The organism is Clostridium sp. BIOML-A1 (assembly GCF_009874105.1).
In the GTDB taxonomy this organism is placed as follows: domain Bacteria; phylum Bacillota; class Clostridia; order Lachnospirales; family Lachnospiraceae; genus Coprococcus.
Map to the genome: position 1 here is coordinate 153807 of NZ_WWTL01000002.1, position 23238 is coordinate 177044.

General features: G+C 39.9%; 20 protein-coding genes. 1 reads left to right on the top strand and 19 read right to left on the bottom strand.

Features of this window, described 5'->3' with window-relative positions:
- Positions 1–38: 38 nt before the first annotated feature.
- From GT641_RS02285 to ruvA, 6 genes are all read right to left on the bottom strand, one after another.
- Positions 39–1520, bottom strand: a complete 1482-nt coding sequence (locus GT641_RS02285; protein ID WP_243143672.1) for a penicillin-binding transpeptidase domain-containing protein — start codon at positions 1518–1520, stop codon at positions 39–41.
- Complete coding sequence (locus GT641_RS02290; protein ID WP_161116728.1) at positions 1462–2847, bottom strand: FtsW/RodA/SpoVE family cell cycle protein; 1386 nt, start codon at positions 2845–2847, stop codon at positions 1462–1464. Before GT641_RS02290 ends, GT641_RS02285 begins: the two co-directional genes overlap by 59 nt.
- Positions 2847–5228: a U32 family peptidase gene (locus GT641_RS02295; protein ID WP_161116729.1), complete on the bottom strand. Its 2382-nt coding sequence runs from the start codon at positions 5226–5228 to the stop codon at positions 2847–2849. The genes GT641_RS02290 and GT641_RS02295 overlap by 1 nt, the downstream gene beginning before the upstream one ends.
- Entirely contained in the window at positions 5218–5619 is a 402-nt protein-coding gene (locus GT641_RS02300; protein WP_008400777.1) for a cell division protein ZapA, read from the bottom strand. The genes GT641_RS02295 and GT641_RS02300 overlap by 11 nt, the downstream gene beginning before the upstream one ends.
- A 100-nt stretch (positions 5620–5719) precedes the next feature.
- Positions 5720–6721 carry a Holliday junction branch migration DNA helicase RuvB gene (gene ruvB, locus GT641_RS02305; RefSeq protein ID WP_044945030.1) on the bottom strand — a complete coding sequence of 334 codons (1002 nt, stop codon included), beginning with the start codon at positions 6719–6721 and terminating at the stop codon, positions 5720–5722.
- An 18-nt stretch (positions 6722–6739) separates the two neighbouring features.
- A complete protein-coding gene (ruvA, locus tag GT641_RS02310) occupies positions 6740–7342 on the bottom strand; it encodes a Holliday junction branch migration protein RuvA (protein WP_008400775.1) in 603 nt (200 codons plus the stop codon).
- A 210-nt stretch (positions 7343–7552) separates the two neighbouring features.
- Here ruvA and GT641_RS02315 point away from each other — a divergent pair, with 210 nt between their 5' ends.
- Entirely contained in the window at positions 7553–8617 is a 1065-nt protein-coding gene (locus GT641_RS02315; RefSeq protein ID WP_161116730.1) for a ribonuclease H-like domain-containing protein, read from the top strand.
- Between the two features lie 150 nt (positions 8618–8767).
- Here the strand turns inward: GT641_RS02315 and GT641_RS02320 are convergent, their stop codons facing one another.
- From GT641_RS02320 to folD, 13 genes are all read right to left on the bottom strand, one after another.
- Positions 8768–10720, bottom strand: a complete 1953-nt coding sequence (locus GT641_RS02320; RefSeq protein WP_161116731.1) for a bifunctional 4-hydroxy-3-methylbut-2-enyl diphosphate reductase/30S ribosomal protein S1 — start codon at positions 10718–10720, stop codon at positions 8768–8770.
- A gap of 20 nt (positions 10721–10740) precedes the next feature.
- Positions 10741–11394, bottom strand: coding sequence for a (d)CMP kinase (gene cmk, locus GT641_RS02325; RefSeq protein WP_044944949.1), 654 nt, complete (start codon positions 11392–11394; stop codon positions 10741–10743).
- Between the two features lie 26 nt (positions 11395–11420).
- Positions 11421–12671, bottom strand: a complete 1251-nt coding sequence (locus GT641_RS02330; RefSeq protein WP_161116732.1) for an NAD(P)/FAD-dependent oxidoreductase — start codon at positions 12669–12671, stop codon at positions 11421–11423.
- Positions 12668–13315 carry a TrkA family potassium uptake protein gene (locus GT641_RS02335; RefSeq protein WP_044944946.1) on the bottom strand — a complete coding sequence of 216 codons (648 nt, stop codon included), beginning with the start codon at positions 13313–13315 and terminating at the stop codon, positions 12668–12670. Before GT641_RS02335 ends, GT641_RS02330 begins: the two co-directional genes overlap by 4 nt.
- A 10-nt stretch (positions 13316–13325) precedes the next feature.
- A complete protein-coding gene (locus tag GT641_RS02340; RefSeq protein WP_008400769.1) occupies positions 13326–14708 on the bottom strand; it encodes a potassium transporter TrkG in 1383 nt (460 codons plus the stop codon).
- Positions 14709–14879: 171 nt separating this feature from the next.
- On the bottom strand, positions 14880–16286 hold the full coding sequence (locus tag GT641_RS02345; RefSeq protein WP_008400767.1) for an oxaloacetate decarboxylase subunit alpha: 1407 nt from the start codon (positions 16284–16286) through the stop codon (positions 14880–14882).
- Between the two features lie 39 nt (positions 16287–16325).
- Positions 16326–17456, bottom strand: a complete 1131-nt coding sequence (locus GT641_RS02350; protein ID WP_008400766.1) for a sodium ion-translocating decarboxylase subunit beta — start codon at positions 17454–17456, stop codon at positions 16326–16328.
- Between the two features lie 38 nt (positions 17457–17494).
- The gene (locus tag GT641_RS02355) at positions 17495–17878 is read right to left on the bottom strand and encodes a biotin/lipoyl-containing protein (RefSeq protein ID WP_161116733.1); all 384 of its coding nucleotides are present in this window, start codon (positions 17876–17878) and stop codon (positions 17495–17497) included.
- An 18-nt stretch (positions 17879–17896) separates the two neighbouring features.
- On the bottom strand, positions 17897–18829 hold the full coding sequence (locus tag GT641_RS02360) for an OadG family protein (RefSeq protein ID WP_161116734.1): 933 nt from the start codon (positions 18827–18829) through the stop codon (positions 17897–17899).
- A gap of 16 nt (positions 18830–18845) precedes the next feature.
- Entirely contained in the window at positions 18846–20258 is a 1413-nt protein-coding gene (locus tag GT641_RS02365) for a carboxyl transferase domain-containing protein (RefSeq protein ID WP_008400763.1), read from the bottom strand.
- A gap of 275 nt (positions 20259–20533) precedes the next feature.
- Entirely contained in the window at positions 20534–21064 is a 531-nt protein-coding gene (gene pgsA, locus GT641_RS02370; RefSeq protein ID WP_117784883.1) for a CDP-diacylglycerol--glycerol-3-phosphate 3-phosphatidyltransferase, read from the bottom strand.
- Entirely contained in the window at positions 21061–22377 is a 1317-nt protein-coding gene (gene rimO, locus GT641_RS02375; RefSeq protein ID WP_161116735.1) for a 30S ribosomal protein S12 methylthiotransferase RimO, read from the bottom strand. Before rimO ends, pgsA begins: the two co-directional genes overlap by 4 nt.
- A gap of 18 nt (positions 22378–22395) precedes the next feature.
- A complete protein-coding gene (gene folD, locus GT641_RS02380) occupies positions 22396–23238 on the bottom strand; it encodes a bifunctional methylenetetrahydrofolate dehydrogenase/methenyltetrahydrofolate cyclohydrolase FolD (protein ID WP_008400760.1) in 843 nt (280 codons plus the stop codon).

Genomic DNA, 23238 nt, shown 5'->3' on the forward strand with positions numbered 1-23238 from the left:
TATAAGTATATCAGTATTACTGCATTATTTCAAGCTGATTAATCATAATATGCATCAAATATCTTTCTGGCTATGGACGTCGCCGAAGTTCCTGTATTACTCGCATTCTCCACCAGAACGCAGACCACCAGATCAGGATTGTTAATATTTGAAAACCCGATAAACCAGGAATGGGAGTCCTTATTTTCATTAAATTCCGCTGTTCCCGTTTTGCCGGCTACCGTATAATCTGCACCTGAAAAATAATCAGAAGCTGTTCCATAGTCCGTAACAGACCGCATAAGATCCGTTAATGTCTGTGCCTCTTTTGCGGAAATGATCCTGCCATAAGAGCTCTTAGAGAATTTCTTTACAACGCTTCCGTCACAATTCTCAATTCGATCCATCATATACGGCTTCATAAGAACACCGCCATTTGCGATCGTACACATGATCATCGCATTGTGAAGCGGCGTAATCAATGTCTTTCCCTGCCCGATCACAGTCTGAGGAATCAGAGATTTATCTGTCTTTGATGTCAGTGAATAGCTGGATTTATAATAATATCCGTCATACGGAAGTTCTTTATTATACAGAAAATCCTCACATAGCTTGTTTAAAGCATCCATATCAAGCTTTGTACCTATATTGGAAAATGAAGTATTACAGGAATATGCAAGTGACTGTTCCAGATCCACCGTTCCATGCACTTTATGATTATAACAATGTATGGATACACTGTTAAAGATTCCCTCACCCTCACATTCATAAGAATATGATTTATAATTTGGATTTTCCCTGATATATTCAAGGGTTGTAAGTATCTTAAATGTAGATCCCGGTGGATACATTCCCTGTGTTGCGCGATTTAACAGGCACGAACTATCTGAATTTGCTGTTTCTTCTATAACAGATGAAATCTGGTTTGGGTCAAAATCCGGTTTGGAAACCATCACCTTGATCTTACCGGTAGACGGCTCTATCGCAACAATCGCGCCATCATTGCTTCCCAGTGCATTATAAGCTGTACTCTGAAGATCATAATCTAATGTAGTTATAACATTATTTCCCATGTTCTTTTTATTTGATAATGCATGGTACACACGATATAGGATATTCTGATTCGAGGTCAACAGATAATAATTTGATGCCATCTCAAGTCCTGCCTGACCATTGCTGTCATATCCGACTGCATGGGCGAACATATTGCTGTACGGATAAACTCTTGTTTCATTTCCATCGTCATCTGTCTTTGTCTCCGCAAGAACAACACCATCATCCGAAATAATCTGTCCTTTGATAACTGTCTCCGCATACAGGTTCTGTCTTTTATTGTAGGAATTTGCGATATCAGAATCTGAATCCACGATTACATATTTGATCAGATGCGCCATCATTCCAATAAAGATAAAGACAACAAAATATGTCACTATAAGTACAGGAACGTTCTTTTTATCATTTTTCTTTTTTTCGATTTCTTCTCTACTCCCCTGAGAATACTTCTTCATGATTGCTTTGTTTGTAGATCGTTTGTTCTTCATTGCCACCAACTCCATTATTTTCAAGTACACAGATTCCCTGAATAATACCAAACAGGAATAATGTGCTCACTACCGAACTTACACCATAACTGACAAGCGGAAGTGTTACACCGGTAGAAGGAATAAACTTCGTTACACCGCCAATATTTAAAAATGTCTGGAATATAAAACATATTGTAAATCCAAATGCTACATTTTTATAAAAAGTATTTCTTATCTTCATTGAGATATTAATAAAATAAATAAAACAACTGATATACATAAGGATCAGACAAAGTGCAAAGATTACGCCGAACTCCTCACAGATTGCTGAAAAAATAAAATCACTGGATGCAACCGGTATCGCAGTCGGTAAACCTTTTCCCAGACCGCGTCCTTCCATTCCACCCGATCCAATAGCAAATAACGACTGACAAATCTGATAACCTGCATCATTAATATAAGAAAATGGATCTAACCATGCATTGATTCGGGTTGTCACATGACTGAATTTGTTCTTAAATATCATATATCCTACAGTTGCAAGAACCGCCGTGCCGCCAAGTCCTCCAATCAGGATCATCGTCTTCTGTGTTGCAAGATATACCATCATGATAAAGATCATAACAAAGATAGCCGCACCACCAAGATCCTTTTCTGCAACAAGCACCAGCATAAATAATCCGGATACAACCGTGACCTTTATCAAATCCTTAAAACTCCTCGCTTTATTAAGCGCACTTGCAAGGAAAAATACAAATATTATTTTAACAAATTCCATCGGCTGCAAAGAGATCGATCCTATCTGGATCCAGTTCGTAGAACCATATTTGGATACTCCAAGAAACGGAATAAAGACCGTACTTAGGAAACCGATTCCTAATACTGCATAAAAAATATCCCAGTTCTTAAGATTCTTGCATTTGACAATAACAAGCGGAATAAATGCAGTAATAACTAATGTGATTGTAGCGAAAGCAAACTGCTTTTTTGCCAGATCAAAATCCAGTCTGGTCAGCATAACATATCCGATCAAAAGTAAAAATGACATGTTATTTGTGATCAATCTGGATGATTTCTTATATATTCCGTGATAAGACACCATATATACAATGGATACGATCATCTGTAACAGATAAAAAATAATAATACTGACTGTTTTATATTTTAAAAACAGGGTCAGATAACACAGAAAATGTATGATAAATACATAGAAAATCTGTACATTAAGTGCATGATTTTTTTTATCTTCTCTTACAGGCTTCAAGACCGTAAAACATTTAACTGTATATAAAAGCATAAAAAATATAATCAAATATTTTGAAATTTCAGTAATTATTGTTGCCATTATTCAATACCCTTTATATAATGTCCTCTTGTATAATCTAACTCATCCGATTCTATATCAGTTTCACCGGTCTGAATCTTTTCCAATCGATCCATGACCTTTTTCGTCTGATCTACGGATTCAATCGTAAAATCAATCAAATATTCATTGGTTATATCAGTATTTCTGTTATTTGTCAACTGCTTCACATTATCTGTCGGTACGCCGTTATAGATAATTGAATAACAATCTCTGCAATTATTTACACTGAAAAAGCGATTACCCTTTTCATCCCGGAACGAAAAGCGCTTGCTTCTGTTATAACCGCAGCCATCCAGATAATTATTGATAAAACACTGTGCCGTGATCATTACCGGCTGATATCCGTATAACCGTTCTACCGTACCGGTACAAAGACTTTCTAATTCATGATGAGTCAGTTCCACCGAGCCCACGAATATTACATTATCAAATGTATCCTTATAGAAGCGAATTGCTTCATCATTATAAGCATACAGGAAAGAATCTAACAGAACAGTTCCCTTATATCCGTATTCTTTAAGAAGCCCCAGTTCATCTATATTTTTTACATAGATTCCATCTGTCATTCCGGCCAGAAAATAAAGATCCTTCATGTTATGCTTTTTGTTTTCACGTAAGATATCAGGAAACGCCACATAAATTTTCTTCTCACTGTTCATCTTCCCGACTTCTGCTTCACGTATTATATTATAATCGATAATGATATGACGTACAAATTCATAATTATTAACAATTTGAAATTGTTCCATTGTTTTTACAGACACATAGCAACCTGCAGCTCTTTTAAGATCGGTTTTCATCTCATTTTTTCGCTTGATATCTTCCCGACTGTTATATAGTGGTTTCATCTCATCTGATACCCTTCGTCTATATCGTCCGATCAGCGCCTGCTCCAACCGGCGAACAGCTTCCCGCCTTAATACATTCAGACTTCCAAGAGATATAAAGATATTCTCATCGCATTCTGATTCCAGATAAAAGTTAAAACCGGTTCCTCCTGTTTTTGACAGCTTATCTATGATCTGCGTCACCTCAACCGGACGTTTTGCAGCCTGTGATACACATTCTCCTTTAACTTTTACCGAGATATCGTCCACACCTGAAAACAGCTCCAAAGTGATCGGCTCTCCGATTTTTGCTGTTACCTTTCCATAAATATCCGTCTGTTTTTCTTTCTGTATAAAACGTACACCGATATCTTCGATCAGCGCATTGTTTCTTGTCCGGTATACATGCATATCTTTTCGAATCTGCCGGAGATTATTTGCATTCAGTCGAATCTTCTGTCCTGCCTGTGCAGTTACATTGGATGTCAGTTCAATATTCTGTTCTGTACCGGTACGGATCTCCAAGACATCTTTTGCCTGAATTCCACGTTCCAGACGAATATAAACAAATGGTGCTTCCACCGCTTCTACTTTACCGATTAAAGTTCCGGTATGATTCGGGCGCTTGTTCGCAAGCATTTCTTTTCCGTTCTTCATATAATAATAACCGGACGAAAAACCGCCCCGGTTATAGATATCCATTAGCCTGTCTGTATGATATGCGATCCGCTTCTCATTCAAATGTCCGTTTATACATTCATCTGTAATCTCTGAATATGCATAAACCGCTGCAGCCACATATTCTGGTTTCTTCATTCTGCCTTCAATCTTAAAAGAGTCAATACCCGCCTCAATCAGCTGTGGCAAGCTTGCAAGTGTACACATGTCCTTCATGCTGAGTGCATATTCATGATTAAATTGTTTGCTGTTATAAGCCTTTCTGCAAGGTTGTGCGCAACGTCCACGATTGCCGCTTCTGCCACCTGCAAAACTGCTCATCAGGCATTTTCCGGAATAACAAAAGCACATCGCCCCATGTACAAAGGTCTCTATCTCGATATCAACTGCTTCTTTTATAGATTTTATTTCATTTAATGATAATTCCCTTGCAGGAACAAATCTTGTCAGCCCAAGATTTTTAAGAAATTCTGCCCCATAGGTGCTGCATACACTCATCTGTGTACTTCCATGTAATGGCAGATCCGGATATGCCTGTGAAAGACTTCTTATAACGCCGACATCCTGTACAATAATCCCATCTACACCTTCCCTGTAAAAAGGCTCAAGGTAAGGAATCAGTTTCTTCATTTCACTATTTTTGAGCAAAGTATTAACTGCCATATATAACTTCACATTATGAATATGGCAGTAATCAATTGCTTCCAGTAATTCTGTTGTATCAAAGTTTCCGGCAAATGCACGGGCGCTGAACATATCGCCTCCGGCATAGCATGCATCAGCGCCTGCACTTACCGCAGCTTTCAGCGCATCCATAGAGCCTGCCGGAGCTAAAATCTCAGGTCTATTTAACATTATTTTCTGCTTCCAACTTTATTATTTCTCTCTGCAGAGCATTGACTTTTTCTTTATATTCATCAATCATTTTCTGTGCAGATTCATATTTGATCTGTGTCTCGATCACTTCATGTCTGAGGTCATAAATCTGTTTGTCCTTATCGTCATCCTCCGTCAGCATCTGATTCACCTGAAGCTTCGCTTTGAAATAATCATCTGCGATATTAAGTGCAAGTAATACACTCTGATATTCCGCATTAAAACGGCGATAACTTTCGGAAGACTGACACTCCTGAATCTTACCATTGATATAAGACGCTACATTCTGGAGATATTCTTCACTTTCAAATCCGCTCAATGTATACACTTTATTGTTAATAACCACCGGGATATCATTTTTCTGTGACATAACTCTCCTCCTTTATATATTCATTTTATTTCTTTTATATTTGTTATATCCGTGCATATCATGCAGGTATTTATTTTTCGTTATTCTACTAATATATTTCCTATTCGATAAATGCATCCAGTCCGAAATGCTTATAACACCGCTCGGTCACAACCCGACCTCTTGGAGTCCGGTTAATAAAACCGTTTTTAATAAGATATGGTTCATATACATCTTCTATCGTTCCGGAATCTTCGCCGATGGCTGCAGCCAGAGTATCAAGTCCTACCGGTCCGCCTCCAAACTTTTCTATCATTGTCATCAAGATATTCCGGTCTGTATTATCAAGCCCCATAGAATCAACCTCAAGCTTATCGAGTGCAGTCTTTGCGACCTCATAATCGATACAGCCATTGTGGCACACCTGAGCAAAATCCCGACATCTCTTTAACAGACGGTTGGCAAGTCTTGGGGTTCCTCTGGAACGCTTTGCAATCTCAAGGGCTCCTGCATCATCTGTTTCTACACCAAGCACATCTCCGGAACGAATTACAATCTGCTTCAATTCCTCCGGTGAATAGAACTCCAATCGATCTACCATTCCAAAACGATCACGAAGCGGTGCTGTAAGCATACCGGCTCTTGTCGTTGCACCGATCAATGTGAATTTGGGAAGATCCAGACGGATCGATCTTGCTCCTGCTCCTTTACCGATCACAACATCGATCGCAAAATCTTCCATTGCAGGATATAAGACTTCCTCTACCTGACTGTTTAATCTGTGAATCTCATCAATAAATAATATATCATTTTCTGAGAGATTATTTAAAATAGCCGCAAGTTCACCCGGCTTCTCGATTGCCGGTCCGGATGTGATCTTGATATTGACACCCATCTCATTTGCGACAATAGATGCTAGTGTCGTTTTACCAAGTCCCGGCGGACCATATAAAAGCAAATGATCTAAGGGTTCATTTCTTCTCTTTGCCGCCTCTATAAAAATCTTCAGATTCTCTTTTACTTTATTCTGTCCAATATATTCATCCAGATACTTTGGTCTCAGACTGTATTCGCTATTTAATTCTTCTATATCTGCTTCTGTTGAAATAATTCTGCCCACTATGTCCACCTGTATCCGTTTTTATATTAATTTCTTCAATGCTGCCTTTAATATAGCTTCTGTGTCCATCTGTCCGATATCGCCGATCTTTTTTACGGCAAGTGCTGCTTCCGAATTCGAATAGCCAAGATTTACAAGTGCAAGTATCGCATCCCTTGCTGCATTTACATCCTGTGTATTCTGTGCGATCGACTGCTCATAGGCTGCATCCATCATATCTTCCATCTTTAACTTATCTTTTAATTCCAGTATGATCCTTGATGCACCCTTGGTGCCGACACCATTTGCTTTTGATATCGTCTTTGCATCCTCTGAGATCACCGCGAGCTGAAGCTCCTGGATCGTAAGAGCTGTAAGGATCGCCATAGCGACCTTCGGGCCTACCCCGCTGATTCCGATCAGAATACGGAATACAGATAATTCCTCTTCTGAATGAAACCCATATAATGTCAATTCATCTTCTCTTATATACATATGTGTGTATACTTTAATCTGCGTTCCATATGCCGGAATGCGCTCAAGGAACTTACCGGATACGAAGATCCGATACCCCATTCCGTGGTTATCGATTACTATATAATTCTCTCCTGCACTAACAAGTGCTCCTGCAATATATGCTATCATAATGATATGTCTCCGAATTTTACTATGCCAAGTATAACACAGTTTTCTCGTTATGGAAATATCTGATTGATTTTTTGACCGCAGAGGCATATCATGAAATTATTCGATTGATTTTTTACATATAAGGATGTATTTTAAATTACTACTATAAAACTAATTTAATTTTCAATCTAAATTACATGATATATTTTACATTTGAGGTTAAACACTATGATTCAATATAGCTATACCATGCCGCTTTCTTCGGTTAACCTGAACTGGATGAAAGAAACGTCGGATCAATATCTGTTCTTCGACATCGAGACAACCGGATTAAGTGCTGCCCGATCAGATCTCTATCTGATCGGATATGGAACGATTTTAAATAATGAACAGCTTCGCATCACTTTATTATTCAATGATGATGGCTGTTCCGAACCAAAGATACTCGCTGTATTTAAAGATATATTGTCTGACTACAAATATCTTGTTACATATAACGGTGACACCTTCGATCTTCCATATATAAAGGAAAAATACAGACAGTTCCGGCAAGAGATATCCTTCGATTCAATTATCAGTATTGATGTATACCGTAAAATAAGAAAATATAAAAAGCTGCTCCGGATGGATTCAATGAAACAATCCGCCCTGGAATCTGTTATGGGAATAGAACGGGACGAATTTCACTCAGGTGGCCTTCTGATCGATACATATCATGACTACCTAAGTACAAAGGATACGCAACTACTGGATATGCTTCTGTCTCATAATAAGGATGATATCTATGGCTTGTTTTATGTATCAGGTGCACTTACCCTTACTTCTTTCTTTGATGGCGACTTTGAGATATCGGAAACCACCTGCACCGATACACAGTTTATGATCTGTATGCAGACAAGAAAACTTGCGATTCCATTTGATACCAACTGCAATGATATACATATTTCAGGCAAAGATGAAATCGTGACGATCAATATTCCGGCTATCCATGATACACTGAAATATTTTTATAAGGACTATAAGAATTATTTCTATCTGCCATTAGAACAGACTGCCATCCACAAGGATGTTGCCTGTTATGTAGAAAACGCCTATAAAGAAAAAGCCCGCCCGGAAACTGCGTACACAACAAAGTCAAGTGTATTCATCCGACAGAACAAATTTAAAATGCCTCATATATTCAAATACGAACATACCGATAAAGACGGATACATCGAACTGGATGATGCTTTCATCAATGACAGGATACAGTTAAAAGAATATCTCCTCAATATTTTAAAGCAGATCAAATAGTTCCGGGACATACTGCAAAAGCGGAAATTGCAAGAATGCGGAATAAGAGCAAGGTTATAGGCAAAATATAATATACATAAAACAGTAAAATACCCACTGATGAAATTTCAACAGTGGGTATTTTTACATTTTATAAGAAATAATCTTTGATTATTCTTCTACAGGAGCTTCTTCAACTTCCTCTGTTTCCTCCGGAGCCGGAAGTAATGCCTTTACGCTCAGGCTGATCTTCTTCTCTTCCGGTTTGAAATCAACAACCTTAGCTTCGATCTCATCACCAATCTTATATACATCTTCCGGTTTTGCAACATGATCATATGAAATCTGTGAAACATGAAGTAATGCGTCAACGCCTGGCTCTAATTCAACGAATGCACCAAAGTCAGTCATACGTGCGATCTTACCTGTTACAACTGTTCCAACAGCATATTTCTCTTCTGCATTTAACCATGGATTTGTCTCATCAAACTTTAAGCTTAACGCAATCTTGTCACCATTGATGTCCTTAATGAATGCCTTAACAGTGTCACCAACCTTGAACATCTTCTTAGGGCTTTCTACTCTGCCCCATGACATCTCTGAAATATGAAGAAGTCCATCAGCACCACCGAGGTCAATGAATGCACCGAAATCTGTTACATTCTTTACTGTACCTTCTACTGTCATGCCAACTTCAATCTTTTCGAATAATTCTTTTGCAGCTGCAGCTTTTCTCTCAACGATGAGTTTCTTTCTGTTACCAATGATTCTTCTCTTCTTAGGATTGAACTCTGTAAGCTGGAATTCGATATCCTGGTCTAAGTACTTATCAAGGTTCTTTTCATATAAGTCAGATACAAGACTTGCTGGAATGAAAATTCTTGTCTCTTCGTAAAGAACATTTAAACCACCATTTACAACCTGAACAACCTTACCTGTAAGGATATCACCATTATTAAATGCTTCTTCTAATTTCTCGTTTACTTTCTCTGCTGCAACTCTCTTGTATGAAAGAGCAACCTGTCCTTCGCCATCATTTGTCTTGATAACCTTAACAGTGATTGGATCCCCAACTTTTACCAACTCTGTTAAATCAGCGTTTGGAGTATTTGTATATTCATTTCTGGTAATGATACCATCTGACTTATACTTGATATCAACTACGATCTCATCCGGCTTAACACCGATAATTGTTCCATCGATAATCTCTCCCTGTCTGATTGACGCCTTGCTTTCATCATTTTCTAACATCTGTTCAAAACTTAACTCTGCCATGCTACTATGAACCTCCTTAATAATATAATTTGGGGTAGATGCCCCCGCAGTAATACCTACCCTACTAACGGATTCAAAAGTAGTCAAATCCAAATCAACGAGTGTCTGTATATAGTAAGTATTCTCACATTCTTGTTTACTAATATCATATAGCTTCTGAGTATTAGAACTATTTCGACCACCTATAACGATCATGGCATCTACAGTCTTTGCAATGTTCCTTGCTTCCGTCTGTCGAACTGCCGTTGCATTACAGATTGTCTCATGAACAAACACATTATACAATTTTTTTCGAATAATATCAACAATATCTTTAAATTTATTCTTATTAAAGGTGGTCTGTGATACTAAACTAAAGTTAATTTGCTCAAAATTCGGCTCATTTTCTATATTTTTCACCAAATCTTCTGTCTCTGAAACGCTCTGTACCGTATATGCTTTCGTCTCACACCAGCCAATAATACCCTCGACTTCCGGATGATCCCTGTTACCAACTATGATAATACGGTTTCCTTTTTTGCTCTCATCCTGTGCGATCGTATGGATTTTTTTTACAAACGGGCAGGTCGCATCTACCACGTTGACATGTCTGGCTTCCAACTGATCCATAACATCTTTCGATACTCCATGTGACCGGATAATAACCGTTGCATCTTTCTGCTGATCAAGTTCGGCAAGATCATCGATCACCAATATTCCTTTTTTTCTCAGGTCTTCGATCACTTCTTCATTATGAATGATCGGACCATAAGTATATACATGCTGTTTCCCTGCTTCTTTATACGCTGTATCAACGGCTCGCTGTACACCAAAACAGAATCCTGCCGACTTTGCTAATATAATTTCCATATTTTGTCCATACTCCGGTTTTATTTTTCTGCAATGCTGATGATCTTAGCTACAACCTCATCGATACTCATATCTGAACTGTCAAGATATACAGCATCCTCTGCCTGCTTCAGTGGTGCAATCGGACGTTCCATGTCTTGTTTGTCCCTTGTGATAATGTCTGTTTCGATTTTATTGATATCCGGTGTTTCTCCCTTGGCTGTCAGTTCATCATATCTTCTCTTTGCACGAACTGCGGAAGAAGCGGTCAGATAGATTTTTACTTCTGCATTTGGAAGAATGTTTGTACCGATATCTCGTCCATCCATAACGACATCATTTTCTCTTGCAAGCTTTCTCTGAAGATCTAACAGCTTTTCTCTTACACATGGGATTGCAGATGATCTGGATGCCATGTTACCCACCTCTTCTTTTCTGAGACTTCCGGTTACATTCTCGCCATTCAGATATACCTGCTGTGCATGATCTTCATAACAGATTGTGATCTCGATCCCTGCGATCTCTTCGGCCACTGCATCTGCATCCGTTACATCTGTCTTTGCATTCAATAATGCAAGTGCAACTGCACGATACATTGCTCCGGTATCTACATAGATATATCCGAGTTTTCCTGCTACCAATTTTGCTATTGTACTTTTTCCTGCTCCTGCAGGTCCGTCAATTGCTATATTCATTTTTTCTCTCCTTTTATCCATTTACTTTAGTTACTACCTTCTGAACATGCAAGTCCCGCCAGATATCCGGTTGACCATGCGATCTGCAGATTAAATCCACCTGTCAGTGCATCTACATCCAAAACCTCGCCTGCAAAATACAGATGATCTACAAGTTTTGATTGCATTGTTGACGGAACAACCTCCTTTACGTTGACGCCGCCTTTTGTAATGATTGCCTCTTCAAAACCGCGAAGTCCCCGGAACGAAAGTGTAAACTGTTTGAGTACGGTTACTAAATTCTTTCGTTCTTCCTTTGTGATTGAATTCACCTTCTTATACGGATCGATTCCTGAACGTTTTATGACTACATCGATCAGTTTGACCGGAAGCAGATCACCAAGTGAATTATGAAAATCTTTATTAGCATATTTGCTAAAATCCCGAAGGATACGATCATCCAGCATTTCTTCTGTCATCGCAGGCTTCAGATCGATATACATGCTTAAATCCTTATCCAGATATTTATGAAGATATGCCGATGCCTTTATTACCAGAGGACCGCTGATGCCAAAATGTGTAAACAACAGCTCTCCCTGTTCTTCAAACAGACACTTCTTTCCACATTTAATCACAAGCTCTACATTTTTTAACGATAGTCCCATAAGTTCTTTGCAGAATTCATCCTTTAATTCAAATGGAACAAGTGATGGTAAAAGCTCTTTGATCGTGTGCCCTGCGCTCTCGGCAAACCGATATCCGTCTCCGGTTGATCCGGTAAGCGGATACGATATCCCGCCGGTTGTTATGACGACTGCATCTCCATACACATCTTTCTTTCCATGTGCCGTCTTGATCTGTACGCCTTTTACTACCTGATCTTCTATAATAAGCTTCTGAACTTCCGTCTGTAGTTCTACCATGATCTCCTGATTTCGGTTTAATTTCGTTTTTAATACTCCGATCACGTCAGATGAATGATCGCTGACCGGAAATACACGATCTCCGCGTTCTACCTTTGTCTTTAGTCCAAGTTTCTCAAAGAAATCAATCGTCATCTGATTATCAAAGGTATAAAACGGACTGTACATGAATTTACTGTTTGTTGTCACCGACTGAAAAAAGCGGTCTGCATCCCCTGCATTTGTCAGGTTGCATCTCCCCTTACCTGTAATGAATAACTTCTTTCCAAGGCGATCATTCTTTTCAAATAATACAACCTCGCAGCCATTTTCCGCAGCTGTGATCGCAGCCATCATGCCGGCCGCACCACCACCGACTACTATTATTTTTTTCATTGCATCATCCTCTTTAAACCTTCATTCGATATAGTCACTAACAGTCTGTAGCTTTCTTTTAACTGTAGCTCCGGGGTGATATGGTCAATCGAACGTCCGTCTTCCTTTACCAGAATGATATTCATATTATAACTTCTTCTGAAATCAAGTTCTTTTAATGTCTTGCCGACCCATTCCGGTCGAACCGAGATCTCTGCTACATTGATGTTATCCGAAATCTCAAAGAATTCCAGAAAATTGCTACATAAGAGCTTTTTTGCAACATTAATTCCGGCATCCTTTTCCGGATAGATAACTTTATCCGCTCCGATCTTGGACAGGATCTTTGCTGCTTCATCGTTATTCGATTTAGCAAGAATATATGGAACACCCAGTTCTTTTGCTGTTATGATCGTCATTGCACTGGCTTCCAGATTATCACCCATTGCAACTACAACACCATCCATATTCTCAAGTCCTGCTTCTTTCAGACTCTCTGTCTCGCATACATTGATCGTCACCGCACAGGTAACCTGTGATGAAATCCGCTTCACACATTCAGGATTACTGTCGATCGCCAGAACCTGCGCACCGGATTCCATCAAAGTGAGGGCAACATTTGTTCCAAATCGCCCAAGCCCTACTACCGCAAATGATTTTTTCATACTTTCCTCCTTATCCAACGATCACATCTTCTTCCGGATAATGAAGAAGCCGATGTTTTCCGTTCTGTGTATTAAATGCTACCACCATAGATATCGGTCCAACTCGTCCGATATACATACAGATCATAATGATGATCTGTCCTGCCGTATTCAAAACAGGCGTCAGATTTCTGGATAATCCAACTGTACAGACAGCACTTGCAACCTCAAACAAGGCATCCAGCAGATTCACATCATTGGTCGCCATCAATAATATCGTCATTATAAATATTGTACTCATACTTAAGAATACAATTGCAACTGCTTTTTTTACAACGGATACCGGAATATTTCTCTTGAAGACCTCCGTATCCTCATGATTTCTGATCATGGCAGCAAATGTAAAGAAAATAACTGCAATGGTTACGGTCTTCATTCCTCCAGCTGTTCCAACCGGCGAACCGCCGATCATCATAAGTAACGCCCCGAAGAAAGCCGTTACCGGTCGAAGTGCTGCCTGTGGTACAGCCGCAAATCCTGCCGTACGAAGTGTTACCGACTGAAAAAAAGCATTTAATATCCGGTCTTTTTCGGATAAATTACCAAGAGTGTCCGGATTAGAGCGTTCAAGGAAATAGATAACAACTGTACCACCGATCAATAACAGCAATGTCATAAAAATTGCGATCTTCGTCTGTAAATGAACACCATTCCATGCCGACCGGATACTGCATTTCTTTGTACGGATTCTTCGAAACGCTTCAACCGTATCCCACCATACAATAAATCCGATTCCACCCATAATGATCAGAAAAGAAGTATTCAGCATCATCAAAAGATTGGAATGGTAAGGAATCAAACTGTCCGCACCCATAATGTCGAGACCGGCATTACAAAATGCTGAAACGGCATGAAATACTGAAAACCAGATTCCCTTTAATAATCCGTATTCTCTGCAATAATAAAAACTGTAAATAAATGCTCCAATTCCTTCGATCAGAAACGTTCCCTTTATTACTTTTATCGTAAACTTCAAAAGTCCTTGCTTACTGTTCAGATTAAATGCATCCTGCAACAGCATTGTACTTTTCAAGGTTATCTTCATTCTGAATAACAACATAAACAGTGTGATGATCGAAACGATTCCGAGTCCGCCGATCTGGATCAAAATTAATATCACACCTTTACCAAACAAACTCCAATAGGAAAATGTATCAACGACTACCAGACCTGTCACACATACGGATGTCGTCGATGTAAACGCAGCCGTCAGGAGATCTGTCCATGTTCCGTTTGCAGATGCAATCGGCAATGATAATAATATCGTTCCTACAATAACTGTGATAAGAAAGCCCAATGCTATAATTCTTGTTGTTGTAAGATAATTTCGGTTCACATATTTCTTCTTATTCATGATATACCCATAGACCTCTACTCAATGCAATCCCCCTGTCTCCGCCTTATCCGACAGATAACAAAATTCATGATATAAACATGGGAAGATACAGACCGGATACCACCAGTCTGCTCTTCCCATAGTATACCTGCATATGCCATTTTTCAAACGACATAACACTTTATAATCTTATACCGGATATGCCTTATCCTCTTTGTTTACAAGTGTTGCATCAACCTTTGTCTTCTTTGCTTCTCTTAACTTGAAGAAATCAACAGCAACCTGTGGGAACAATGCATATGTTAATACATCTTCATCCTGTTCCTTGTACTGAATCATTTCCTTCTCGATCTTACCAAGCTCGTTTTCAAGAAGATCAGCAGGACGACATGTGATAGGCTCCTGATCACCGATTACTTTCTTTCTAACTTCCGGATCAACAGGCTTTACAGACTGACCATACTCGCCGGCAACCAGTGCTTTTGCCTCTTTTGTACACATCTTGTATCTCTCGCCTGTAACAACATTTAATACAGCCTGAGTACCAACGATCTGGCTGGATGGAGTAACAAGAGGTGGTTCACCGAAGTCTTTACGAACTCTAGGGACTTCTTCCAGAACCTGTTCGAACTTATCTTCTGCGTTCATTTCCTTTAACTGTGATACAAGGTTTGATAACATACCACCCGGTACCTGATATAATAATGTCTTAACATTAACACCAAGAACCTTTGGATTCAGAAGGCCGGACTTAATCCACTCTTCTCTTAATGGTCTGAAGTAATCAGCGATCTCTGCGAGAAGGTTCTGATCAAATCCAGGATCATATGGTGTGCCTTCAAATGTCTTAGCCATAACTTCTGTTGCAGGCTGGCTTGTACCAAGTGCTAATGGTGAAATTGCTGTATCGATGATATCACATCCTGCTTCAACAGCCTTCATATATGTCATGGAAGCAACACCTGATGTATAATGTGTATGAAGCTGGATTGGAAGGGAAGAACCTTCCTTTAATGCCTGAACAAGCTCGGTTGCCTTATACGGAACAAGAAGACCTGCCATATCCTTGATACAGATAGAATCTGCACCCATATCCTCAATTCTCTTAGCCATATCTTTCCAGTAATCAAGTGTATAAGCATCACCTAATGTATAGGAAAGTGCAACCTGTGCATGACCTTTTTCCTTATTACATGCCTTAACAGCAGTTTCAAGGTTTCTGATATCATTTAAGCAGTCGAAAATTCTGATAATATCAATACCATTTGCGATTGACTTCTGAACAAAATACTCAACCACATCATCTGCATAATGACGGTAACCAAGAATGTTCTGGCCTCTGAATAACATCTGAAGCTTTGTATTCTTAAAACCATCTCTTAATTTTCTAAGTCTCTCCCATGGATCTTCCTTAAGGAATCTGAGACATGCATCGAATGTAGCACCACCCCAGCACTCAACAGAATGATATCCAACCTTATCCATCTTATCGATGATTGGAAGCATCTGTTCTGTTGTCATACGGGTAGCGATCAGTGACTGATGCGCATCACGTAATACAGTTTCGGTAATCTTAACCGGTTTCTTTTCTGCCATTTCGAACCTCCTGAATATATTCTCATATGATTATGATCATTACTGTACATTAAAGATTGCAAGGAATGTTCCTGCTGCAACTGCTGTACCGATAACACCTGCAACATTTGGTCCCATTGCATTCATCAGAAGGAAGTTCGTAGGATCATACTGGGAACCTACCTTCTGAGAAACTCTGGCTGCCATAGGTACGGCAGATACACCGGCTGAACCGATCAGCGGATTAACCTTACCCTTTGTTACCAGGCACATTAACTTACCAAATAATACACCGGCTGCTGTACCGAATGCAAATGCGATCAGACCAAGTAATACGATCTTTAAAGTACTGATCTTTAAGAAAGCTTCTGCACTTGTACTTGCACCAACAGATGTACCAAGTAAGATAACTACGATATACATCATAGCATTGGATGCTGTCTCTGTAAGCTGTTTTACAACACCACACTCACGGAACAGGTTACCTAACATCAGCATACCAACCAGTGGTGCTGTTGTAGGAAGGATCAGAACAACTACGACTGTAACGATAATTGGGAAAAGGATCTTTTCCAGCTTGGTTACAGGACGAAGCTGTGGCATTCTGACCAGACGCTCTTTCTTTGTTGTAAGTGCTTTCATAATAGGTGGCTGGATGATCGGAACCAGTGACATATAAGAATATGCTGCTACTGCGATTGGTCCAAGTAATGTACCACCCATTCCAAGTTTACCGGCAAGGAAGATAGATGTAGGACCATCTGCACCACCGATAATAGAAATAGCTGCTGCTTCCTTACCATTGAATCCCATCAGGAAAGCAAGGAAATATGCGCCGTAGATACCGAACTGTGCTGCAGCTCCAAGAAGAAAGCTTGCAGGGTTTGCGATCAACGGGCCAAAATCTGTCATGGCACCTACACCCATGAAGATCAGTGAAGGAAGAATACTCCATTCATCCAACATGTAGAAGTAATGTAATAATCCGCCTTCTGCCATTATATCTGGAAACATGTTAACAAGTAACATACCAAATGAGATTGGTACCAGAAGAAGTGGCTCAAAACCAAACTTAATTGCAAGGAACATGAAAACGAACGCTACAAGGATCATAACGTAATTTTTCCAGTCAAGACTTGCAAAACCTGTCTGATTTGCTAAATTTGACAATACGTCAACTATACTACTCATTTAGTCGTTCCTCCTATCAGATTTATACAAGTACAGCATTAGTTCAGAGTTGCTAATGTATCTCCTGCTTCAACAGTTGCACCTGATGCAACGTCGATGCTTGCTACTGTACCATCTTCCGGAGCAACAACTTCGTTTTCCATCTTCATAGCTTCAAGGATCAGAATAACCTGTCCCTTCTTAACTGCATCACCAACATTTGCCTTAACATCAAGGATCTTGCCAGGCATCGGAGAAGCAACCTTAATGGAACCTGCGCCTGCTGACTTAGCTGCCGGTGCTGGTGACGGTGCTGCCGCTGGTGCCGGTGCAGCTACAGGAGCTGCTGCAACTGGTGCTGCTACAGGGGCAACGCCACCTGCTAATTCTTCAACTGAAACATCATATGATGTACCATTTACTGTAATTCTATAATTCTTCATCGATATATCCTCCTATTATTATCTCTTAATACGTCTGATCGGGCGTGTCACAAGCTTATCTTTGCTTGGATACGTTGTATATGCATTCTGTCCTGCTGATGCAGCAGCAACTGCGGCTGTGATAACTGCAACCAGTTCAGAATCATTCATTACGCTTTCACCTGTTTCTGTCTTAACGATGTCAACAATCTGTCCTGCCGGTGCAGATCCTGCATCTTCTTCCTTTGTCTCAGCAACAGGCTCTGCCTTAGCTGCTTCTGCTGCTTTTTTAGCTGCCTTCTTGGCTGCTTTTGCTTCTTTATCAAAGAAGCCGGGAACAAATTTTAACAGATAGATGATAAATGATATAAAGATAAGAACAACGAATACAGTTGCCATACCGATCAGGGTGTTGGTTCCGGCTGCCTTCATCTTATCTTCAAATGTCATGTTTGCTGCAATCTCAACATCAGTTGACTTATATGGATACATGCCCTGTGAAGCAAGGGCTTCATCAGCCTGCTCTTCACTGTAACCATACTGATTCATTAACTGATATCTCTGTAAGTTATATGTTGCACTGTTGTCTACAAATGTTACCTTGATCAACGCTTCTTTTTCTGTACAGTCAGCATAAAGAGTTACAATTACATTTCCTTCTGTCTCTGTAATCTTGTATTCACCTGTAAAATCTTTAAACTCACCGCACTCATCACCGATATTACGGAATGACTTGACTGCTTCTATCTCATTTTCAGAAACCCCTGCATCCTCGCCTGCTTCTATAACATAGTTATAGGTCTCATCTGCGCTTGCATATTTCTGATATGTCTCACAGGCATCTTTTGCTACCTGAGCGATCTCCTGATCGTTATAAGCAAATTTTACTCCGTTATCATCAGAAGCACTACATCCGGCAAACATAAAAGTAACAGCTAACATAGAAACTATTAATAATAATTTTTTCTTCATTTAGTTGTCACTCCTTTTATATAGTACCGTGTTTCTTATAAGGTCTCATTTCTTCCTTTGAAAGGAGCATCTGGATCGCTGCGATCACTCTCTTTCTTGTAGCATCAGGCTCGATGATATCATCGATATATCCTCTGGATGCTGCCGAAGCTGCTCCTGAAAGAGCTGCAACATATTCTGCTTTCTTCTCCTTGATGAATGCAAGCTTGTCGTCTGCTGCTGCAAGTTCATCTTCATACATGATCTTAACTGCCATCTCAGGATCCATAGTACCGATCACTGCATCCGGCCATGCATATACCATATCAGCTCCGATTGCCTTGGAGTTCATAACCGTATATGCTGTTCCATAGGCCTTGTCCATAACAACCGTAACCTTTGGAACTGTTGCATCTGCATATGCATTTGTAAGCTTTGCAAGAGCCTTTGAGATGGTCTTCTCTTCTTCAACTGTTGCAGCAAAACCTGTTACATTTACAAGTGTAAGAACAGGAATGTTAAATGCATCACAGAAATCTACAAATTCTTCTGCTTTATATGCACCCGCTGTTGTGATCGTATCTTCCTGATTACCAACACATCCAACTGTGATACCATCCATACGGATCAGAGCTGTAACAACATCTCCTGCATATTCCTTCTTCATCTCAAGCACAAGAGAATCATCGGCAATATTCTGGATCACTGCTCTTGGATCGTTCTTGTAAGAATCAAGATTTGGGATAATTCTGTTTGGATTGTCATTTGCAGAAGCTTCCTTGTCGTCCAGATTACAGCTTGGAAGAACCTCAACCAATGCACGGATCATACCAAGTAATTCTTCTTCTGTCTCAAATACACCATCTACATTTGCTGTATTCTCACTTACATAATCAGCTGCGGAAGTATCTAACTTTGTAATATTGTTCTCTGCTAAAGCGTTTGGAGAATTTACAAATAACTTTGCACCTTCCTTTGTCATGAAAGTGAAGTCTGATAATGATGGAACAAGGGAAGCACCGCCGCCACATGCACCAAAAACAGCTGTGATCTGAGGAATAACACCTGAAGCCATAACCTGCTTGCCATATACTTCACCAAATGCATTCAGTGCATCTGTAGCTTCCTGAAGTCTGAGTCCTGCACAGTCGATCATACCGATGACAGGTGCACCCATCTTCATAGCCATATCATAAATTTTTGCAATCTTCTTAGCATGCATCTCACCAACAGAACCGCCTAAAACTTTAGCGTCCTGACTGTATACATACACTAAATTGCCATTGATAACACCATATCCGGTGATAACACCATCTTTTGGAGTATCCTTATCCTGAATGTTAAAATCAGTATTTCTTGCTTTCACATAAGCACCGATTTCAACAAAGCTTGCGTCATCAAGCAATGCATTAATTCTATCGCTTGCTGACAGGGTGAGTTTGTTGCTCATTTCTAGTCCTCCATTAAATTTATTTTTAGGAGTTACATAAAAGTAATTCCAAATTTATGCCGATTTTATTGTAAAGCCTTTACGAATTTATTTCAAGTAAAATTATCATTACGACACAGTTTTTTCAGCACTTTTTAACAATCGAACATCCCTGCTATTTTTACTTAAAAAACAAAAGGGGAAAGTGGAAGTAATTGTCAGAAAATACCCCATTTTCCCCATAATTGTCTATTTTGTGGTTAGTTGTTCATAACTATACAGCTTTTAACTTTATATTAATCCTTCAGGACATTTTTGTTTGATACCAGATAATCGATCAGTGAAATGATCGTTAATACAAGTGCAGCGTAGATCAGCACCTGTTCGATTACAAATATCACTTTTCCACCAAGATTACCGATCAGGAAACAAACCATGACCATCTGGACAACAGTCTTTAATTTGCCCCAGATACCAGCCGCAATAACAACACCCTTTTCTGCTGCAATCAGCCGGAATCCGCTAATGATAAATTCTCTCGCAATGATGATAATAACGATCCATGCAGGAATCCGTCCCTGATCGACCAGTGCGATCATTGCAGAACATACCAGAAGCTTGTCTGCTAACGGATCCATGAATTTTCCAAATGTTGTGACCAGATTACATCTTCTTGCGATCTGTCCATCTAATGTATCCGTGATCGCTGCAGCGATAAAGATACCAAGCGCAATCCATTTGGCTGCTGCAAAATCAAGATACATAAACACAACAAAAAATGGAATCATTATAACTCTCAATATTGTTAATTTGTTTGGTAAATTCATTCTATCATCTCCCCTGTCAGATCATATTCATTTGCATCTGTGATCCGAACCTGTACAAAGGTGCCGGACATCAGCTCATACGGTGCATCAACAAATACCATACCATCTACATCGGGCGCATCCCGATAAGTTCTTCCGACATATACATCGTCTTCTGCAACATAGCCTTCGATCAGTACTGTAAGACTCTTGCCAAGCAGCTCCTGATTCTTGTCGTATGATACTTCCTGCTGCAATGCCATTATATCATCCCGCCATTTTTCTGCAACCTCATTTTCAATCTGATTAGGAAATGATGCTGCCGGAGTCCCTTCCTCCGGTGAATATGTAAACACACCCAGGCGGTCAAATTCCGACTCATTCACAAACTCCATAAGCGCTTCATGATCCGCTTCTGTTTCACCGGGAAATCCTGCGATCAGCGTTGTACGGATCGCAATATCAGGAATCCGCATACGAAGCTTTGCGATCAATTCCACAATATTCTTTTTACAGGTACGTCTTCCCATGCGTCGCAATACAGGATCTTCTGAATGTTGGATCGGTATATCGAGATAATGACAGACCTTTTCTTCCTCTGCGATCGTATCGATCAGCTCGTCTGTGATCTCCTCCGGATAGCAGTACATCAAACGTATCCACTGGATTTCCTCGATCTTGCAGAGTTCATGTAATAATTTTGAAAGTGTCTTTTCACCATACAAATCCACTCCATAGAGTGTTGTTTCCTGTGCAACAAGGATCAGTTCTTTTACTCCCTGTGCAGCAAGCTCTTTTGCAGATGCCAGAAGCTGTTCCATCGGAATACTTCTGTATTTTCCTCTGATATATGGGATTGCACAGTAAGTACACATTTTTCCGCACCCCTCTGCGATCTTCAGATATGCCATAGAAGCTCCGGTCGTAACGATACGTCCGCCAACTGTCTCCGGCATATAATTAATATCCGTAACAAAGGAATGTTTCTCCTCAGAACTGATCGCATCTACGATCGCGTCATAATTTGCAGCTCCGACGATCGTATCGATCTCCGGCAGTTCTGCAAGGATATCATCTTTATATCGCTGTGACAGGCAGCCGGTAACGATCAGCTTCTTTAATGATCCTGTCTTCTTCAGCTCTCCGTATTCTATTATCGTATTAATACTTTCTTCCTGCGCATCTTTGATAAATGCACAGGTATTGATAACAACTGCCTCTGCCTCATGTTCATCATTTGTGATCTCATGTCCTGCCTTATGCAGAAGTCCGAGCATTACCTCACTGTCCACAAGGTTCTTATCGCAGCCCAATGATACCATCAATACTTTCATATATGTTCTTTCCTCAGGTTATTTTATATTGATCGAATCTACACAGTTATGCATAAGCATTGCGATCGTCATAGGACCAACTCCGCCCGGTACAGGTGTAATTGCTCCTGCAACTTTGCTTGCTGATTCAAAATCAACGTCACCACATAATTTGTTATTCTCGTCTCTGTGTATTCCGACATCGATCACTGTTGCACCCTCTTTGATATAGGATGCATCGATCATCTTCGGTCTGCCGATCGCAACTACAAGAATATCTGCGCGCTTACATACCTCTTTCAGATCCTTTGTCTTTGAATGACAGATCGTAACCGTTCCATTCTCGCGTAATAACAGCATTGCCATAGGCTTGCCTACGATATTGCTTCTGCCAATCACAACACATTCTTTTCCTGCGATCTCGATTCCGGAACGCTTTAAGAGCTGGATCACACCAGCCGGTGTGCAGGATACAAATCCAGGCTGACCGATACTTAATGCTCCGACGCTCATCGGATGGAAGCCATCAACATCCTTTAATGGTGAGATTGCTTTGATGATCTTGTCCTCATCGATATGTTTTGGAACCGGAAGCTGTACCAGAATTCCATTTACAGCATCGTCCTTATTCAATTTATCGATCAGCTCTAACAGTTCTTTCTCCGTTGTCTCTTCCGGAAGCTCATAAGACAAAGAATCAATACCGATATAAGCACATGCCTTTTTCTTATTGCCGACATATACGGAAGATGCCGGATCATTCCCTACCTGAATAACTGCCAGACAAATCTTTATACCTTTTGCCGAAAGCTCTGCTACCTGTTCCTTTAATTCATCTTTTATCTGTTTTGATATTGCTTTTCCATCAATCAGTTGAACCAT

Coding starts and splice junctions, on each gene's coding strand:
- GT641_RS02285 (WP_243143672.1), bottom strand. CDS start 1,520: ATGAAGAACAAACGATCTACAAACAAAGCAATCATGAAGAAGTATTCT.
- GT641_RS02290 (WP_161116728.1), bottom strand. CDS start 2,847: ATGGCAACAATAATTACTGAAATTTCAAAATATTTGATTATATTTTTT.
- GT641_RS02295 (WP_161116729.1), bottom strand. CDS start 5,228: ATGTTAAATAGACCTGAGATTTTAGCTCCGGCAGGCTCTATGGATGCG.
- GT641_RS02300 (WP_008400777.1), bottom strand. CDS start 5,619: ATGTCACAGAAAAATGATATCCCGGTGGTTATTAACAATAAAGTGTAT.
- ruvA (WP_008400775.1), bottom strand. CDS start 7,342: ATGATAGCATATATTGCAGGAGCACTTGTTAGTGCAGGAGAGAATTAT.
- GT641_RS02315 (WP_161116730.1), top strand. CDS start 7,553: ATGATTCAATATAGCTATACCATGCCGCTTTCTTCGGTTAACCTGAAC.
- GT641_RS02320 (WP_161116731.1), bottom strand. CDS start 10,720: ATGGAAATTATATTAGCAAAGTCGGCAGGATTCTGTTTTGGTGTACAG.
- cmk (WP_044944949.1), bottom strand. CDS start 11,394: ATGAATATAGCAATTGACGGACCTGCAGGAGCAGGAAAAAGTACAATA.
- GT641_RS02330 (WP_161116732.1), bottom strand. CDS start 12,671: ATGAAAAAAATAATAGTAGTCGGTGGTGGTGCGGCCGGCATGATGGCT.
- GT641_RS02335 (WP_044944946.1), bottom strand. CDS start 13,315: ATGAAAAAATCATTTGCGGTAGTAGGGCTTGGGCGATTTGGAACAAAT.
- GT641_RS02340 (WP_008400769.1), bottom strand. CDS start 14,708: ATGAATAAGAAGAAATATGTGAACCGAAATTATCTTACAACAACAAGA.
- GT641_RS02345 (WP_008400767.1), bottom strand. CDS start 16,286: ATGGCAGAAAAGAAACCGGTTAAGATTACCGAAACTGTATTACGTGAT.
- GT641_RS02350 (WP_008400766.1), bottom strand. CDS start 17,456: ATGAGTAGTATAGTTGACGTATTGTCAAATTTAGCAAATCAGACAGGT.
- GT641_RS02355 (WP_161116733.1), bottom strand. CDS start 17,878: ATGAAGAATTATAGAATTACAGTAAATGGTACATCATATGATGTTTCA.
- GT641_RS02360 (WP_161116734.1), bottom strand. CDS start 18,829: ATGAAGAAAAAATTATTATTAATAGTTTCTATGTTAGCTGTTACTTTT.
- GT641_RS02365 (WP_008400763.1), bottom strand. CDS start 20,258: ATGAGCAACAAACTCACCCTGTCAGCAAGCGATAGAATTAATGCATTG.
- pgsA (WP_117784883.1), bottom strand. CDS start 21,064: ATGAATTTACCAAACAAATTAACAATATTGAGAGTTATAATGATTCCA.
- rimO (WP_161116735.1), bottom strand. CDS start 22,377: ATGAAAGTATTGATGGTATCATTGGGCTGCGATAAGAACCTTGTGGAC.
- folD (WP_008400760.1), bottom strand. CDS start 23,238: ATGGTTCAACTGATTGATGGAAAAGCAATATCAAAACAGATAAAAGAT.